Annotated in this window: 13 protein-coding genes; 11 read left to right on the forward strand and 2 right to left on the reverse strand. The window is 33.2% G+C overall.

Annotated features, from left to right (window positions below; translation table 11 throughout):
- Nucleotides 1-153 precede the first annotated feature (153 nt).
- Complete coding sequence (locus tag ACQKNR_RS12980) at nt 154-1,110, reverse strand: AEC family transporter (RefSeq protein WP_427318284.1); 957 nt, start codon at nt 1,108-1,110, stop codon at nt 154-156.
- 124 nt (nt 1,111-1,234) lie between these two features.
- Nucleotides 1,235-2,953: an NAD-dependent malic enzyme gene (locus ACQKNR_RS12985; RefSeq protein WP_427318285.1), complete on the reverse strand. Its 1,719-nt coding sequence runs from the start codon at nt 2,951-2,953 to the stop codon at nt 1,235-1,237.
- Nucleotides 2,954-3,590: 637 nt separating this feature from the next.
- On the opposite strand from ACQKNR_RS12985, the gene ACQKNR_RS12990 reads away from it, so the two are divergent.
- From ACQKNR_RS12990 to ACQKNR_RS13040, 11 genes are all read left to right on the forward strand, one after another.
- Nucleotides 3,591-4,175, forward strand: a complete 585-nt coding sequence (locus ACQKNR_RS12990) for a DUF3238 domain-containing protein (protein WP_427318286.1) — start codon at nt 3,591-3,593, stop codon at nt 4,173-4,175.
- 160 nt (nt 4,176-4,335) lie between these two features.
- Complete coding sequence (locus tag ACQKNR_RS12995; protein ID WP_427318287.1) at nt 4,336-4,935, forward strand: DUF3238 domain-containing protein; 600 nt, start codon at nt 4,336-4,338, stop codon at nt 4,933-4,935.
- Between the two features lie 607 nt (nt 4,936-5,542).
- A complete protein-coding gene (locus ACQKNR_RS13000) occupies nt 5,543-6,187 on the forward strand; it encodes a DsbA family oxidoreductase (protein ID WP_427318288.1) in 645 nt (214 codons plus the stop codon).
- Between the two features lie 138 nt (nt 6,188-6,325).
- Nucleotides 6,326-6,952 carry an FMN-dependent NADH-azoreductase gene (locus ACQKNR_RS13005; protein ID WP_427318289.1) on the forward strand — a complete coding sequence of 209 codons (627 nt, stop codon included), beginning with the start codon at nt 6,326-6,328 and terminating at the stop codon, nt 6,950-6,952.
- A gap of 106 nt (nt 6,953-7,058) precedes the next feature.
- Nucleotides 7,059-8,249, forward strand: coding sequence for an MFS transporter (locus ACQKNR_RS13010; protein ID WP_427318437.1), 1,191 nt, complete (start codon nt 7,059-7,061; stop codon nt 8,247-8,249).
- Between the two features lie 699 nt (nt 8,250-8,948).
- Nucleotides 8,949-9,251 carry an ArsR/SmtB family transcription factor gene (locus ACQKNR_RS13015; protein ID WP_267379529.1) on the forward strand — a complete coding sequence of 101 codons (303 nt, stop codon included), beginning with the start codon at nt 8,949-8,951 and terminating at the stop codon, nt 9,249-9,251.
- A gap of 159 nt (nt 9,252-9,410) precedes the next feature.
- Entirely contained in the window at nt 9,411-10,586 is a 1,176-nt protein-coding gene (locus ACQKNR_RS13020; protein WP_427318290.1) for an MFS transporter, read from the forward strand.
- 439 nt (nt 10,587-11,025) lie between these two features.
- Nucleotides 11,026-11,712, forward strand: a complete 687-nt coding sequence (locus ACQKNR_RS13025; RefSeq protein WP_427318291.1) for a response regulator transcription factor — start codon at nt 11,026-11,028, stop codon at nt 11,710-11,712.
- Entirely contained in the window at nt 11,709-13,493 is a 1,785-nt protein-coding gene (locus ACQKNR_RS13030; RefSeq protein WP_427318292.1) for an ATP-binding protein, read from the forward strand. Before ACQKNR_RS13025 ends, ACQKNR_RS13030 begins: the two co-directional genes overlap by 4 nt.
- A gap of 126 nt (nt 13,494-13,619) precedes the next feature.
- The gene (locus ACQKNR_RS13035; RefSeq protein ID WP_427318293.1) at nt 13,620-14,303 is read left to right on the forward strand and encodes an N-acetylmuramoyl-L-alanine amidase family protein; all 684 of its coding nucleotides are present in this window, start codon (nt 13,620-13,622) and stop codon (nt 14,301-14,303) included.
- 315 nt (nt 14,304-14,618) lie between these two features.
- The gene (locus tag ACQKNR_RS13040; protein ID WP_427318294.1) at nt 14,619-15,461 is read left to right on the forward strand and encodes a polysaccharide deacetylase family protein; all 843 of its coding nucleotides are present in this window, start codon (nt 14,619-14,621) and stop codon (nt 15,459-15,461) included.
- Nucleotides 15,462-15,823 lie beyond the last annotated feature (362 nt).

Below are 15,823 nucleotides of genomic sequence, written 5' to 3' on the forward strand. Positions count from 1 at the left end.
TTAGGAATATAATTATAATCGTTATCAGTGAACACGAAAAGAGATGGCTCCGGCAGAATGCTGAAACCATCTTTTTTCGTGCTTGATTTTTCAAGGTTTTTTATAAAGTACAGTTCAATTCTTTACAATCTCAATTGATTGACAGTAACTTATTTACATCAACCAAGAAATCAAAAAGGGAAGAGTGACAAGAGACATAAGCGCACTAATAAAGAAAGAAGAGGCTGTCTCACCTGCTAGACTGTCAAATTTCACTGAAATCATAGCAGCTACTGCAGATCCTGGGAATGCTACTAATAAAACTAACTTTGTTATGTCATCTGAAGATAATCCGATTGCATGCGCAATTCCAAGCATGACAAGTGGTTGAACGATTACTTTAAGAAGTGCAATCCCAAATGCAGTTGGGCTAAATTGAACTTTACGAATTCCGATTGTGACCCCAACAGCAAATAACGCTGCACCCGATGTAATGCCACCAATTTGCTCTAAACTCTTCGCTAATAAATGTGGTGATTGGAACCCGCATAGCACAAGAATGACCCCAATTAAAGGAACACATGCTAGCGGCTCTGAAAGACCATGTAAAATTGATTTAACAGTTACTTTCCAAAGACTTTCTTTCTCGTCAGTCTCTTCATTCTGACGTTGACCCACTGCACCAATAATAGTAGCTAATGGATCTAGTATGGCATTCACAACGATTCCTGTAATGGCAATTGGAAGCGCAGCCACACTTGCTCCAAACAAACTTCCTAAAACCGGAGTTCCCATAAACGCAAAAGTTGGTTGGGCTGAGTTTAAAGAAAACATTGATGCTCCTGTTAATGAAAACTTAAATACGTATTTAGCAATTAATAGGAAAACAATATAAAAACCTACAATACCAATAACTAAGGCAAGTAAAAATGGCCATTTTTCAATTAATGTTTGCTTAGGGGTTGTTGTAATCCCAACAAACAGATGGGCTGGTAATGCAAATTTAGTTACTAATGTATTTAATCCTTTTGATGTCGTCGCATCAAATTTTTTAAAATATCCAGCTAAATAACCTAATAGAATGGTAAAGAAAATAGGTGTTAGAATGATAAAAATTTGACTAGTTTCCATTTTAAAATCCTCCATACTTCACTTTGATCTAAATATATATATCCCTAAATTACGATTTAACTTCAAAGTAAATAATTTCTGGTAAATACCAATGCCTATCGAGGTGATAGGCATTGATTTAAACCTACATTTCTATCTCTGAAATTTCACTATCTTTGATTAATTTATAAGTTGGATGCCACATAGCATCTTTTACAGCTTGTTCCACATCTTCTGGAACATGTTGAGCCACGCCATCTTGAATAGCTGCTTTTGCGACTTGAATTGCTACTGCTATAGAAACAGAACGCAAATCTTTTGTACTTGGAAGTAATGAAGCACCAGTTTTACGACTATCAGTCATATCAGTCACAGCATTTGCAACAGCAGTAAACATGCCACTTGTAATCACTTTAGCTTTTACGACAATCGAACCAAGTCCTAAACCAGGGAATACAAATGCATTGTTAGATTGACCAATTTCGTATACTGTACCTTTATAAGAAACAGGCTCAAATGGACTTCCTGTTGCAATTAGTGCTTTTCCATCTGTCCAAGTAAGTAAATCTTGCGGAGTTGCCTCTGCTAATGGCGTTGGGTTTGACATTGGCATAATGACTGGGCGTTCCACATGTTTGGCCATTTCTTTTACGATTTCTTCTGAGAAGGCTCCCGTTACACCTGATGTTCCAATCAGAATAGTAGGTTTTACTTGTTTAATTACTTCCAGAAGAGTTATTTTACCGGACTCATCACGTGCCCAATCTTTTACTTCTTCCGACTTTTGTAAGTAAGGTTTTTGGAAGTTTAAAATACCATCCATATCGTCTGTTAAAAGTCCTCGGTAATCAACAGCCCAAAATCTACTATATGCTTCTTCTGTCGAAAGACCATCAAACACCATCGCATTATGAATTTGATCGGCATTACCAATCCCTGCGGCTCCTGGTCCAAATACCACTACTCGATGCTCTCGTAATGGAACTTCAGTAACTTGAACAGCAGAAAGGATCGCTGCTAATGTAATGGCTCCAGTACCTTCAATGTCATCATTAAATGTTAAAATCTTATCTCCGTATTTCTCAATAATGTTGCGCGCATTGACATTACCGAAGTCTTCCCAATGTAATAAAGCATTTGGGAACATTTCTAATGCTTTTTCAACATATGCATCAATAAATTCGTCGTATTTTTCGCCTCGAACACGTTCATGTCGATTTCCAATATAAAAAGGATCTTGTAACAACTCTTCGTTGTTTGTCCCTACATCTAATACAACAGGTAACACACGACTGGGATCGATACCAGCAGCTGCCGTATAAACAGCCAACTTACCAACAGAAATATTAATTCCATTTGCTCCCCAATCTCCAATGCCCAGAATACTTTCAGAATCTGTAGCTACAATTAAATCAATATCATCTGCTTTCACTCCACTATTTGCAAATGCTTTTTCAATGCCATCCATATCATTAATAGAAAGGTAAACACCGTCTGGACGATGATATTCATGACTATACTCTTGAATGGCTTGTCCAACAGTCGGAGTGTAAATGATAGGTAACATTTCACTTAGATGATCTGTTAGTAATCGATAGAATAATACGGTGTTACGATTAGATAAATCGTTTAACCAAACATTTTTTCGTAAGTTATTAGGTTGTTCTTTAAATTGTAGATAAGCACGTTTAGCTTGTTCTTCTAACGTTAAGACTGTTGGAGGTAATATCCCTTCTAAGCCAAGATCTTTACGTTCTTGTTTTGTAAATGCTAATCCTTTATTTAAGAAAGGTTGAGCAAGAAGAGCTTTCCCTTTCAAATTCGTTTGAATAGATCCGTTATTGGAAATATTAAATTTATTCATGTGATTATTCCTTCTTTCTTAAACCCTTAGTGTATTTGATTGCATCAATCAAGGTTACTATTAGTAACTTGTGTCACCCAACGACACTAATAGTAACCAATGTAAATAAAATAAGTCAACAATTTTATTTTTCCTTTTTTTTCCTCGGATTATTTTTTATAGGCCAGTAAATAAATAGTTCCCTCTAAGTAAATATAAATTAAAACTATATAAAATAAGGGTTTTTGTGTTTTTTTACATTAAAAAATTAATAGGAATAACTTAGAAGATAAGAAACTATATAGACGTTTTTATTAGAAAATAAAATATAAATACAATAAAAACCCTTGTTTTAAATCAGTCAATTAGGTTACTTTTTATAACTTTGTTATTTTATTGATCCTTATATGTGTGGTTTATTATCTATCATATTAAAAACAGAAAGGTGAGAATGAATAATGGGAAAAGTGATGTAAGATCCAATTCACTCAGTATAGGATGATTCATATGTAAAACCTTCTTCGATAAAGTCAATTCAGTTGACTACATCGAAAATCTGTTGTACTATACAGGATATAGTCAACTTGATTGACTGTATTTAGAGTATGAAGAAAATAGGATTCACCTAAATAAAATGAATACATTATGGAGGTTTCTCATGGTTAATATCGTTAAAATTAGAGGAAGTGTATTTGCTCCTTATGCTTGGTTAAAACCTATTAAGGATTCTGCAACAGGAAGAATCTTAGAATATACTGGTGATGCACGTGAATTTACACCGTACGCCGTAAACACAATGCGTTCAAGATTAGAGCAGGAAGTGATTATTGATTTTTATAAAAAAGAAATTTTTACATTTGCAGATGCTTGTATTACAACTGTAAAAATTACAAATCCAGATGGTTCTATTGAGCATAAAGAAGGAAAAACAGGTACAGAAAATATTGTATGTACGAATGTTGTGTGGGGCGCTGATGAAGTTTCTTTTAAAATGAGTGCAAGTGCCAGCAACCCTTTAGATACAGCGGCACCTGCGGCTGATTATTTATTAACTATACGTGTTAACAAAAGTGGAGCTTTGCATATTGAAGGTTCTCATGATGGGTTCCCTTGCTATGAATTTTATAAGCAAACGGATTTTGGTCGAGTTGAATTAATCTATACACATGATTACAGAGAAACTGGTGACACTCCAGCAGCGCTAGCTGGAGAAATGGAGTACAGTTTTAAAAAGACAATTTAGATATAAATATGAATCAGAAGCGTATTACTATTTAGACAAGAAAGAGCGAATATGAAGGGAAAAGCAATTGATTATGCGAAAGAAATTGCAACCTGTTTTGCTCAATAATTAAAGGTTATGTATTATCCAAAATAAAATTAAAATTACAGAGGTGTTTCTCATGACTAATATCGTTAAAATTAGAGCAAGTGTATTCATTCCAACGTCTTGGACTCCAATAGGTTGGACTGGATCTAAGAAAGATAATCAAACGGGAACCTTAATCGAATTCGAAGGTGACGCACGTGAATTTACCCCGTATGCTGTAAACACTATGCGTTCTAGAGTTGAACAAGAAGTAGTTGTAGATTTTCACAAAAAAGAAATTTTCACATATGGGAATACGGGTATAACAACAGAAAGAGTCACAAATCCAGATGGTTCTGTTAATAAGAAATCAGGAAAAGCTAGTACAGAACGTATTGTATGCACTGATATTGAATGGGGTTCTAATGACGTCAAGTTTCAAATGAGTGCAAGTGCTAGCAACCCATTAAATATAAATGCACCTGCTGTTGACTATCTTTTAACTGTGCATGTCAAAAATGATGGTATTGTTGATATTGAAGGTAAACATGATGGATTCCCTTGCTATGAATTTTATAAACAAACAGATTTTGGTCCGTTTGAACTAATTCATACACATGATTTCAGAGAGACTGGTGACACACCTGAAGCTCTAGGTGGAGACATGGAGCGCAGTTTTAAAAAGATATTGTAAGGACGATGTTTTACCACATTGTTATTGAACCAAGATAAATTTGTATTCATGATATGTATATCGCTCGCAAAATGGGAAGACTCACATGAAATAAATCTAGACAAGAAATGTTATAGGTTTTATTCCGCTATGGATAATTTCAGGCAATACAATTTAAATCGATGTCAAAATAATGATGAAAAAACCATTCGAGTTTTTCTATTTTGTTGGTGGTATACCAGTGTTATCAAACTAAGGTTAGGAAAGAGCAGTTTCAAAAGAAACTTTTTTCTTTTTCTAAAAAACAGTGTAGATGCTTAAGTAGACGTATACTGCGCGGAGGATGTTGTAGAAGAAAAAGAGTTATTTCATTTTTATGAAAGGCCGAATCTAGATTCTCCTATAGAAGCAAATCTACAAATTGTTTTAGAGGTTATTTTAATCTAAGTACAATAAATCATGGATCAAGTATTTAGAGAGTATGACAATGGAACAACTAGTTACATCACTAGTAAATAAATTCTTCTTAGTAAGTATGCCGATACAATTCAAACGTATATTTTTTGTTCCGCTTGTAACTTATGTAGTTACAAGTGGGTGAATAAAAGAAAAGTGAGGAAACGTATATATGACTGTAAAAATTAAAGTTTATTCTGATTTTGTATGCGCATTTTGTTTTTTAGCAACAGGTCCTTTGGATGAGGTTGTAAAGGAAAAAGATGTAGAAGTAGAATGGATGCCATTTGAATTACGTCCTAGTCCAGCACCGAAAATTGATCCACGGACACAACCTCGTGTAATGGAAGCTTGGAATTCATTTATTTATCCTACTGCTAAAAAATTAGGATTAGAAATAAAGTTTCCACATTTTCGTTCGTATACGCACCTTGCGTTTGAAGGTTATCAATTTGCAAAGGAACATGGAAAAGGAAATGAGTTTCACCATAAAGTGTTTATTGCACATTTCCAAGAGGAACAAAATATTGAAGACATCGAAGTGTTAACAAAAGTGGCGGGGGAAGTGGGACTTTCTCAGGATGTATTTAAGGAAGCATTAGTATCACGGAAGTACCGAGAAATGCATCAAGAAGCGATAAAACATGCCCATAGAGAAGCACAAATTATGGCTGTTCCAACGTTCTTTATTGGTGATGAAGTTATTCAAGGTTTTACTAGTAAAGAAAATTTAGCAAAGACGATTGATCAAGAAATAGAAAAGAATAAAGAGAATGAGTTGGATGGACTGCAATGTAGTATAGATGGAGATTGTTAAGGCTAGATTAAATTAATGGTAAAATATAGATTTGTAAGTCAACCAAGTTGACTGTATTGGAGTTCTATTGTAGAATGCATAATGTAGTCAATTTTGTTGACTTTATTATTTTTTATAAAAGTAATAGGAGGAAAAAACATGACAACAGTTTTATTTGTAAAAGCAAACAATCGTCCAGCAGACCAAGCGGTTAGTGTGAAATTATATGAAGCTTTTTTAGCAAGCTACAAAGAATCACATCCAAATGATACAGTGGTAGAGCTTGATTTATACAAGGAAGAATTACCATATGTAGGAGTAGATATGATTAACGGTACATTTAAGGCTAGTAGAGGATTTGATATAACAGCAGAAGAGGCAAAGGCTGTATCTGTTGCTGATAAATATTTAGATCAATTCCTTGCAGCTGATAAAGTTGTATTTGGTTTCCCGTTATGGAATTTGACAATCCCAGCTGTACTACACACATATATTGATTACTTAAACCGTGCGGGCAAAACATTTAAATATACGCCAGAAGGTCCAGTAGGTCTTATTGGAGATAAGAAAATTGCATTATTAAACGCGAGTGGCGGTGTATATTCTGAAGGACCAAAAGCCGAAATGGAGATGGCTGTTAAATATGTAGCAAGTATGATGAGCTTCTTCGGTGCAAAAGATATGGAGAAAGTCGTGATTGAAGGCCACAACCAATACCCTGATAAAGCAGAAGAAATTATTGCTGCAGGGCTTGAAAAAGCTGTTAAAGTAGCAAGTACGTTTTAATTAACAAAACATTTGTTACTTCTATATGGCAGTACCAACACTTTTATAGCGATGGTACTGCTTTTTTTATTCACTTATCTCTTTATTTTCGAGTGCTAAGAACCCAATTGATGCAAACTTTCCACTCTCAAATTATTCAAACGATAGAAAGAAGGATTACATTACAATGGAACGTTTATGGACAAGGAACTATATCATGCTGACAATTACAGCATTATTACTATTTAGTGGTTTTTATTTATTAATGCCAACATTGCCTATGTTTATTACACAATTAGGTGGAAGTGAATCTCAAGTTGGCTTTATTGTTGGAGTGTTTACAATATCTGCAGTAATTTTACGTCCTATTGTTGGCGGATTAATGGATCGATATGGCAGGCGTGTATTTATAATAAGCGGACTACTATTTTTTGCAATTACAATGTATTTTTATGATTGGGTAGCAGGAGTTATATTTTTAGTGGTGTTACGTATCCTCCAGGGAATCGGCTGGGCAATTGCTACAACTTCGATTTCCACGGCTGTGACCGATGTGATTCCACCATCTCGTCGCGGAGAAGGAATGGGATGGTATGGACTTGCAATGACTTTAGGTATGGCTTTAGGACCAATATTAGGTCTTTGGGTAGTAAAATCATTTTCATTCCATTATCTATTTCTTCTATGCACAGCATTAGCACTTATGGCATTCATACTTGCATTTGGTACAAAAATCCCAGCAGTTCAACATACATCAAAAAAGCCAATATCATTTTTTGAAAAAACTGTTTTACCAATCGCTATTGTTACATTTTTCCTAACTATTACTTTTGGCGGTATTACAACATTTTTACCACTGTTTGCGGCAAACATTCAAGTGAATGCTGGTACTTTTTTCTTAGTGTATGCTGCCACACTTACAGTAATTAGACCACTTGCAGGGAAGATATCCGATAAATATGGAGAAGGAGTCATTATTGTTCCTGCACTTTTTACAGTGATAATCGCACTATTAATCCTAACAATGACAAAAGGTCTTGTCGGACTAGTTATTACAGCTATTTTATATGGAATTGGATTCGGATCAGCACAACCCGCTCTTCAAATAGTAACTTTACGATTGGCTCCACCAGAGAAAAGAGGTGTAGCAAACGCTACATTTTTTACTGCTTTTGATTTAGGGATGGGTTTAGGAGCTATTATTCTAGGATTTGTTTCACAGCTCATGGGATATCAAATGGTATTTATTGTTTGTGCTGTATCTGGGTTTATTAGTCTGTTAATTTTTATTTTGTTTGTAAAAAAGATGCTAAAGTAGCTTTTTAATTTACGAAAAAAGCGAGTTTTATTACTGGGCATAACATGGATGTAACTGGTGGAAGTCATCTGTAATTAGGTAAATGTAGCTTTAATAGAATAACGAAAAGAATCCAATTTCTCTATTTTAAAACAGAGAAATTGGGCTTTTAGTATTGGAATAACCTAAATGTTGTAAATTCGCATTTTCTTGACACGCCCCTTTAAAGAAGTATTGGTATAAATTTAATCGGTATTAGTGGACACTTTATGATTTGAAAATTAAGTTTAGGTCAAAATATGGTTTAACTTACATGTGTGTAATAAGAAGCATAAGATGGCCGTTATGGTCAACTTATGCTTCCAGATTTGTAATATATAATATCTAATACGTTAGATTTTTTTGCTCAACTCCACTCTTTTCTAGGAATTCAAGTTAGCACCAAAATCTATTTAGCACATTCAGGAACTGGCTAATGAAATTTGGTCTTCAATTTTTAAGCACGATGAAGGTTAAGAAAAGGGAGTGTTGCCTTTATATATGAATTATTAATCATATATAAGATGCAAATGAGATTATGAAAAAGTTTGCGCTTGACGAATCGACAATTCGCGATATAATGAAATTTGTAATGTTAATTATGTTGAGGATTGGTCCTATATGGATTTGAAAAAAGAGTGCGCACTTGACAATTCGATAATTCTCGATACAATGATTTGTATGAAACAAGTTGACATTTTCAAAGCATTATCTAATGAAGCAAGACTGCAAATTTTAGAATGGCTTAAGGAACCAGATCTCCATTTCACTCCCCACGAAGGGATTGATATGAACAAAACCGGGGTATGCGTTACTCAAATTACAGAAAAATTGAAAATGACGCAATCGACGGCATCTCATTATCTCTCGATGCTTTTACAAGTTGGACTTATAAAGGCCGACCGCATAGGTAAGTATACTTATTACAAAAGAAATGAAGATGCCATCAATGGAATCGCTGAGTTCTTAAAGCAAGAGAAATAACTGAGTGAAACTGAATTCTTTACGAATTCTTTGGGAGAGTTCAGTTTCATTTCAGCTAGAATAAAGAGATAATATTCATGGGATATATTTTTTTGAACAGACATATCGACAATGTTCGATATGTCTATGTGAAAATAGAATTATAAGGAGTGGCATCATTTGTCTAATACATTGAAGATTTATATATTGGCTATCGTTAGTTTTTTAGTAGGAACTTCCGAATATATTATTTCGGGAATTTTAGATACGATTGCAGATTCACTTGGAATAACTTTGGCTGCAGCAGGTCAATTAATTACAATATTCTCACTTGTGTATGGAATATTTACACCTATTCTTATGGGAATAACATCTAGTATTGACAGACGTAAATTGATGATTTTTTCGCTAGGTTTGTTCGTAATAGGTAATATCTTGGCATTTGCCCTACCAGGTTACGGATTATTTGTAGTGGCTCGAGTAATTATGGCACTTGGAGCAGGGATGGTTGTTGTTACTGCTTTAACTATCGCTGCAAAGATAGCACCAGAAGGTAAACAAGGTAGCGCGATTGCTACAGTGGTTATGGGGTTTACAGCTTCACTAATCATAGGAGTACCCCTTGGAAGAATTATTTCTAGTGTATTAGGTTGGAAGGCTGTTTTTGGTGGAATAGCACTGTTAGGAATTCTTGCAATGATAATAATTAGAGTATCTATACCACTTATTAAGGGTGATAAGCCTGTACCACTAGTTAAACAGTTAGCTCTTTTTAAGAAAGGAAGGGTGACAATTGGATTAGCAATTACTTTTTTCTGGCTTGGTGGGTATTCAATTGCTTACACTTACCTTTCACCCTACTTGTTAAATGTATCAGGAATAGAGAAAAACTTTTTAAGTGGTGTATTGCTGATTTTTGGTATTGCAAGTTTATTTGGTTCTAAATTTGGTGGATTTAGTACAGATCGTTGGGGAGTTCAAAAAACATTGGTAGGTGGAATGTTGCTACATATCATTACGTTAGTATTATTATCTCTTGTAACAAATTCTTATATTAGTGTTTTAATAATATTAATACTATGGTCATTTGCTGCATGGTCATCGGGACCAACACAACAATATAACTTGGCTACAATCGAACCAGAGTCATCAGGTATATTATTAGGCTTAAATCAGTCAGTAATGCAACTGGCAATGGCGGCTGGTGCAGGAATTGGAGGTGTTTTTGTTGAGAAAGTATCATTATCTTCAGTTACCTGGACAGGCGCATTAGGAGTTGCAATAGCTATTGTAGCAACTTTGGCACTCTCTCGAGCACAGTCAAGCAAGATGTCAGTAGAGTATAAAAAATCATAACTCCTTCCTTACTTATTAGGAAAATAGGTTTAAAATAATAAGGTAGACTAAAAAGTAAAATATTATTTATGATAATCAATCTTTTATAAAAATTAAATTTAAATCGAAAATAGCCCTACTCATTTTGATTACACTTTTTCAAAATGGAGGGTTTTTTTTTACTGTAAAATCAATATCTGCAGCATATTTTTGCTACAAAAAGTCTCATTATAAAATTATGGTTTCGTTTTATATACCTCCATCAACTACAAATACAAAATTACAATAAATTTTCAATTTAAGGTTGTTTCTGCATGTTATCTTTATACCAGCTTGTTATTCTCTCTATATAATTCTGCTACATTTATTAGTGATGGAAATAGTGAAAGACTTTTTAATGGTTAAAATATAAAAGAATTTTTTTCGGTAAAAATAAAAGTAATCGTGGGGAAGATCAAATATGCAAAGAACAATTTTAATTGTGGAAGATGAAGATATTTTACGTGAAATTATGAAGGACTACCTACTAAACGAAGGGTATAAGGTTTTAGAGGCGACTGACGGGAAAGAAGCGTTATCTATATTTGAAGAACATGAGGTACATTTAATTATTCTAGACATTATGTTACCAGAATTAGATGGTTGGACGGTCTGTCGACGAATTCGTAAGAAATCTAATGTACCTATTATCATGTTAACGGCTCGGGTGGATGAGGATGATACTTTACTTGGTTTTGAATTAGGTGCAGACGATTATGTTACAAAGCCATACAGTCCACCCATTTTGTTAGCGAGAGCAAAACGATTAATTGACAGTCGATACTCTTCTGCAGTTAATGTATCTACTGAAGACACATTAACTAGTAGTGGTATACATGTGCATTTCCCTTCACATACAGCAACTGTAGATGGAGAAGACATAAGTTTGACACATACAGAATTTGAAATATTAACATATTTAATGCAAAACCAAGGGATTGTTATTACGAGAGAACAAATTATCACCAAAATTTGGGGTTATGAATTTGCTGGGGATGATCGTACAGTCAATAGTCATATCCGTAATTTGCGCCATAAATTAGGAAACAGGGCAACTTGTATTGTAACTGTTGTCCGAGTTGGTTATAAATTTGAGGGTCAGATATGAAAAAAGGAATTGTATTAAAATTATTTATACTAACAACTGCATTATGCACACTTATTTTAGTAACTATTTTTATTGGACAAACTATATTTTTCAAACAATACTATGCGAATCGAAAAGTTAATGATATTAAAACGAATATCCAATCCTTTGAAAAAGCATATGTAAAAGCTGGAGATGACGCGAAAGTAATTCAAGAATTGGAACAAAATTTCTATCAAGAGAATGCGACATGGATTACAACGCTAGACAGTGTAGGGAATATAAAATATGCAAATGATTTTTCTTTGGAAATTCAATTAGATCCTAATAAAAACAAGATTTTTTCTGAACGTTTAATTCAAATCCCATTGTATAGTTTTGTCAATTCAGAAGACATACAAAGGATAAAATATAGTTTAGAACAGGGGCATCAAATTATTATCGATGGAGTACAGAGAGATGATACAGTAGTCCCTGCGATTTTAACAATGAAAGATGAGAATGTTGTGCTGGAGAACAAGCAACTATCAGAAAGGATATATGGAAAAAAAACCGAATCTTCAAAAGAAAGTTCTCAGTTATATTTAGCAGGAATCATTAAGAAAGTGCATTTACCGGAGAGCGCTGTAGGAACTAATTCTCTTTATGGAAATCGTGTGTTTATAGACAGAATAAAACAATTTCAAGCTCATTTAATATTAAATGAACAAAATAATAATTTTGCTTCTACAGAAATAATGGATGATGAAGAAAATGATATTAAATATAAAATATTAATCAAACCAACAAAAGATGCAAATGGTAAAACAAATTATATTTTTGCTATGACATCATTGCAGCCGGTTGATGAAGCTGTGCAAATGATAAAGGATTATTATATATACTTAATTATATTCGTATTGCTTCTAATTGTTTTGATATCGTTCTACTACTCAAAAAAAATCGCTAAACCACTATTACAAATAAATGATACTACAAAAAAAATTGCTGATTTGGATTTCTCAGAGACGATACCTATTACTACAAAAGATGAAATAGGTGATTTATCACATAATATTAATACACTTTCTAAGACTTTGCACTCATATATTAATCAGTTGCAACAAGACATAGAGAAAGAAAAACAATTAGAAAATACACGTAAAGAATTTATTGCTGGCGTTTCACATGAATTAAAGACACCTTTAAGTATAATGAAGAGTTGCATTTCAATTTTGGAAGATGGTGTTGCTAGTAATAAAAAAGATTATTACTTTAAAGCAATGTCAAAAGAAGTAGATAAGATGAATATGCTTATTATTGATATGCTAGAACTAGCAAAGTTTGAATCCGGTACGTATAAAATGGAAATGGATGTTTTCCATATTGATGAGATTATTAATTATATATGCGAACAATTAGCTTCGGATATAACGGCTAAGCAATTACATGTCCATAAACAACTTTCTAAAATTGAGGTAATTGCAAATCATCATCGAATAGAGCAGGTGATTACTAACTTTATTACCAATGCGATTCGTTACACACCAGAAAATGAGAGTATTATTATTTCTACAATAGAAGAGAATGAACGTGTAAAAGTAAGTATAGAAAATAAAGGAGCTCATATCACGCCAGAACATTTAGAGAAAATATGGGATCGTTTTTATAGAGGAGATACGTCTCGTCAACGTTCCAAAGGTGGAACAGGATTGGGTCTCGCTATTTCAAAGAATATATTAGAGCTTCATGGTGTGGAATATGGTGTTTCGAATACAGAAGATGGAGTATTATTTTTCTTCTATTTAAATAAAAGCATGTAGAACTCAAATTCTACATGCTTTTATTATTTTTAAACAAAATTGACCTCATCTGCATTTTATCTTTATCAGCATTTATTAATATCTTCATTGGAAACTGAATTAAAAGCTGATAAGGAGATTGTTGAAGTGAAAAAAAGAGTGATATTGCTTATGTTTATTATATTAATACTAGGTACAGGCTTTAGTTTAATACATGCTAAAGGACAGAAAAATGTATCAAAAGAAGATTTGCGCTTAAGAGGGAAAACAATTGTAATTGATCCGGGACATGGTGGAGGAGATAGAGGGACGAAAGGTAAGAGCTTTGGAACGATTGAAAAAGATCTTAATTTAAAAGTAGCACAAAATATAAAAGAAGAGTTAGAAGAAAGAACGGATGCAAAAGTTATATTGACACGCGAAAAAGACACTAGCTTACTTTCAGAAACGAAGCAAAAGGAAGAATTAAAAGCACGTGTTAAAGTTGCTAAAGACCACTCGGCAGATCTTTATATCAGCATTCATCATGATGCTTTTGATGATACAAATGTAAAAGGAATAACAACTCATTATGGAGCTAATAAAAGAGAAGATAAAAAGTTAGCTAAGATCGTACAGGAAGCTATTTTTGATCAAAATATAGATAATCGAGATAGAGGCATTCATGGAAGTGATTTTCTTGTCTTAAGAGAAAATCCTTCCCCGGCTATCTTAATTGAGTTAGGGTTTACATCTAATGAGGGTGATGAAAAAAGAATGAATACAGAAGAATTCCAATCAAAATCGAAAAAGGGTATTGTGGATGGTATTATTAATTATTTTACTATCTAACAAAATAGGTAAATAGAGCTAATAATTGTAATATTATATAGATTTATTCACTAGCAATTGAATGTTTGTTCGCTATTTATTCGGTGTATAACCAGTTCGCGAATTAACTTAACTTTATTAGAGAGGCAAATACTTTTCTAAAGAATACAATAAAGTATTCTTTAACTAATTTCGACATTATCTGCATTTTATCTTTATCTCTATCTATTAATCTATTTATTGTAAGAACCGGTTGGGAATACTGAGTCAGCCAAATAAAGGTTCGGATTTATAAATAATTAATATAAAAATCAATAGAGAAAGGATAGATAAATAATGAAAAAATCCAAAAATAAGAATAAAACAAGTGTAATAACTAAGACAATTATATCGCTAGGAGCTGTTCTAGCAACGGCTTTTTTGATGTTCTTTTTAATTGGAAAATTCAACTCTACTCCAGCGAAGGGAATAGCTAAAGAAAGTATTAAACAAGTTAACACGCAGCAACAAGAAATAAAAAATGAAACAGCATCGCCAAAGCAAAAAAGGCCGGATGGAAAGCCAGTAGGAAAAGTTGTTTATATAACATTTGATGACGGTCCAAGTACATTAACAGGACAATTTTTGGAAGTATTAAAGGAACAAGATATTAAAGCAACATTTTTTATGCAAGGAAGTAATTTACAAAATACAAGTTTCCAGGAAAATGTAAAACGAGCAGTGAAAGAGGGACATTATATTGGTGCACATAGTATGACACATAATAGTAATAAGTTATATAAAAATGGACAATTTGTACCAGAGATGAAAGAAACATTAGCTCTTATACATGATATTACTGGTACAAATCCTAAATTAGTTCGCCCGCCGTATGGTTCCGCACCAGGATTAAAGAGTGAAGGAATTCGCAATCAAATTGTAGAAGCTGGAATAAAAGTTTGGGATTGGACGATTGATTCTCATGATTGGGAATTAAAAGATAATCCAAATCAGATTACAGAAAATGTAAAAAAACAAACAACAGAAGATGTAGAAGTTGTTTTGATGCATGAAAAGCCACAAACATTACAAGCTCTTCCTGAAATTATTAAATTTTATAAAGAGCAAGGTTATGAATTTGGTGTATACAATGATGCAGATCATTTTCGTCTAAATTTCCAGAAAGATCAGCGTCTATAACATATAAAGATAATCTATAAGACAGTAGTTTTTATTAATAAAAACAAAGTTGAACTTCTATTTTTAAATCAATAACTAAGCCAGTAGCCGATTTCCTTATCATATAGGGAATCTTTTTTTTCTTCCGAAAATATCCAATCGTGGGTTTTATGGCGTTTTGATGGGCGGGATCATTTCTTTAAACTATTTTTATCTTATCTGCATCTTATTTTTATCTGTAACGATTAATCTATATTTTGTAAACGAAAGGTACCCATTGAAAATAAAAATATCATCGCTTACGAAATAATGACTTGAAGTGAAAAAGAAAAGACACCCTAAGGTGCCTTCCTCCGACTTGAACCACTTTAATTTTAATAATA

This window comes from Bacillus sp. NPDC094077 (assembly GCF_050279465.1).
In the GTDB taxonomy this organism is placed as follows: domain Bacteria; phylum Bacillota; class Bacilli; order Bacillales; family Bacillaceae_G; genus Bacillus_A.

Excerpts from the sequence above, each read along its gene's own strand:
- ACQKNR_RS12980 (WP_427318284.1), bottom strand. The coding sequence starts at position 1,110 with ATGGAAACTAGTCAAATTTTTATCATTCTAACACCTATTTTCTTTACC.
- ACQKNR_RS12985 (WP_427318285.1), bottom strand. The coding sequence starts at position 2,953 with ATGAATAAATTTAATATTTCCAATAACGGATCTATTCAAACGAATTTG.
- ACQKNR_RS12990 (WP_427318286.1), top strand. The coding sequence starts at position 3,591 with ATGGTTAATATCGTTAAAATTAGAGGAAGTGTATTTGCTCCTTATGCT.
- ACQKNR_RS12995 (WP_427318287.1), top strand. The coding sequence starts at position 4,336 with ATGACTAATATCGTTAAAATTAGAGCAAGTGTATTCATTCCAACGTCT.
- ACQKNR_RS13000 (WP_427318288.1), top strand. The coding sequence starts at position 5,543 with ATGACTGTAAAAATTAAAGTTTATTCTGATTTTGTATGCGCATTTTGT.
- ACQKNR_RS13005 (WP_427318289.1), top strand. The coding sequence starts at position 6,326 with ATGACAACAGTTTTATTTGTAAAAGCAAACAATCGTCCAGCAGACCAA.
- ACQKNR_RS13015 (WP_267379529.1), top strand. The coding sequence starts at position 8,949 with ATGAAACAAGTTGACATTTTCAAAGCATTATCTAATGAAGCAAGACTG.
- ACQKNR_RS13025 (WP_427318291.1), top strand. The coding sequence starts at position 11,026 with ATGCAAAGAACAATTTTAATTGTGGAAGATGAAGATATTTTACGTGAA.
- ACQKNR_RS13030 (WP_427318292.1), top strand. The coding sequence starts at position 11,709 with ATGAAAAAAGGAATTGTATTAAAATTATTTATACTAACAACTGCATTA.
- ACQKNR_RS13040 (WP_427318294.1), top strand. The coding sequence starts at position 14,619 with ATGAAAAAATCCAAAAATAAGAATAAAACAAGTGTAATAACTAAGACA.